A 1,797-nucleotide genomic window follows, 5' to 3' on the forward strand; every position below is an offset into this window, starting at 1 on the left:
TTTTTTAGGAGTGTTCAGGTCATTTTTTCTCCCGTCATAAGTCAATTTTACTTAGAGTCAAATGTCAGTTTTCATTAGTCTTTTTGCCATACGTTGGCTTCCGTGTACCGCTTTGAGTTTAGTTGTCATTGCCCTATAACGGCTCTCAAATAGGCAACGGCCACATTTTACGTTAAAGTCTGATACGAAGCTACAAATTTAATCTATACGAAAAGTCATTGCACGAAGCATTTATTGTGGCTGGTGCTTATTTGATGTTATGGGCATTTTATTTAATTGTTGAAAAATAATAATCAGTATTTACAATGTAAAGACTATATTGGCTTTTGTCAATATTATTATCACTTAAGTTTTTCATTACGATTTTAAAGGCTTCTTTTGAAAGTTTAGTCATCATATTAGTCCAAAAAAAGATGATTGTATATTTTTTGTCTTTATTTTTAATTTCTGGATATATGTATGTTGTTTTATTTAAAGTGTAATCAAGATGTTTAATTGGAACAGCCGATATGGGAACAAAACTTTCAAAACGATTATTAATGTTCCAATCTAGTCCTCTTAAGCTTCCTTTTGCATGACAGTTTGCATGAAAGGAAATTAAACTATCTTCGTTAAAATATAGAATTTGAATTGGTTGTCCAAAATCGTTTTTATTATTGTTATCAATTCCGCTTTCTATTTTACTTCTAAATTGCTCTTTTGAGCTGATAATTGAGATGTAATTGATAGTGTCAGGTATAAAAGCAAGAAAATCTTCATAATTCTCTTTGTCAAAACTAGTTAAGTCATTAATTCCATATGATTTTTTTAGAAGAAAAGAACAGCTACTAGTTATGGAACTAAAAAATAAAATCATACATATTTTGATTAATTTATTCATAATCGAAAAAAATCAAAAAAGCCACCTTAAAATAGTCTTTCGAGACGGCTATTCAGTTCAATAATTTATTTACGAATATTCAATGCAATCGCTTTTGCTTCAATATCTGCTTTATAAATCCCTGCCTCAATAGTAGTGGAATCATCAACAAAAATATCCTCATAAATAGGAAGGAATCCGTCTGAAGTAAGACCATTATCTTCTGATTCTAATGTTAGTATCAACTTTTCATCATATATTGAGATGTTAGCATTGCCGTCCTCATTCTCATGTAAAAGAGGAATTATGACACAAATACCAATTGCATTTACACACCCTGTACCTCCCCATTTGAATTTTACCTTTGCTTTTGGTTTTTTAGGTTTATCCACCTTTAATTGTATTTCAGATAAAGCATTATGGCAAATCTTAGTATTGTCAATTATTTCATGCGTTTTAAAAAAGATAGTTTCACCTTCTGTTTCAGCATTTTGGATGAATTCATCCAAACTTGGGCGGTTTTCTAAAGTGGTTTTATTTACTTTTACCTCTTCCTTATTACACCCGACAATTCCTACTCCTATACATGCAAGAAATAATCCTCCAAATACTGTTCTTTTTAAAATATTTACTTTTTTCATTTCTTTTAATTTTTAATTAGTAAAATAGGCAATATGCCTTTCTTCTTTGTAAGAAATGAACTCTTGTTTCCAGTAGTCAATATGTCGGCCTGTTTGTTTCATAAATAGCTTTTAGTTGCCGTCCTTTGCCGCTATTGAGTACTATCGTCAGTTGCTCATAACTTACTTATAACCTACCAAAAGGTTGGATTAGTTGACGGAGTCCGACCCAAAACCCAACTTATTTGATAAAAGTTAACAATTTCAAATATAACCATAAATCTCTATAAATCATCAAACGGACTTTTAATATTTTCT

At 30.4% G+C, this 1,797-nt stretch carries 2 protein-coding genes; both read right to left on the bottom strand.

The window, feature by feature from the left end; translation table 11 throughout:
* Positions 1–268: 268 nt before the first annotated feature.
* Entirely contained in the window at positions 269–880 is a 612-nt protein-coding gene (locus VNJ50_RS04770) for a hypothetical protein (RefSeq protein WP_325579565.1), read from the bottom strand.
* A 65-nt stretch (positions 881–945) separates the two neighbouring features.
* Positions 946–1,500, bottom strand: coding sequence for a hypothetical protein (locus VNJ50_RS04775; protein ID WP_325579567.1), 555 nt, complete (start codon positions 1,498–1,500; stop codon positions 946–948).
* Between the last annotated feature and the right edge of the window lie 297 nt (positions 1,501–1,797).

It is taken from the genome of Gelidibacter sp. (genome assembly GCF_035577925.1).
Classification (GTDB): domain Bacteria; phylum Bacteroidota; class Bacteroidia; order Flavobacteriales; family Flavobacteriaceae; genus Gelidibacter.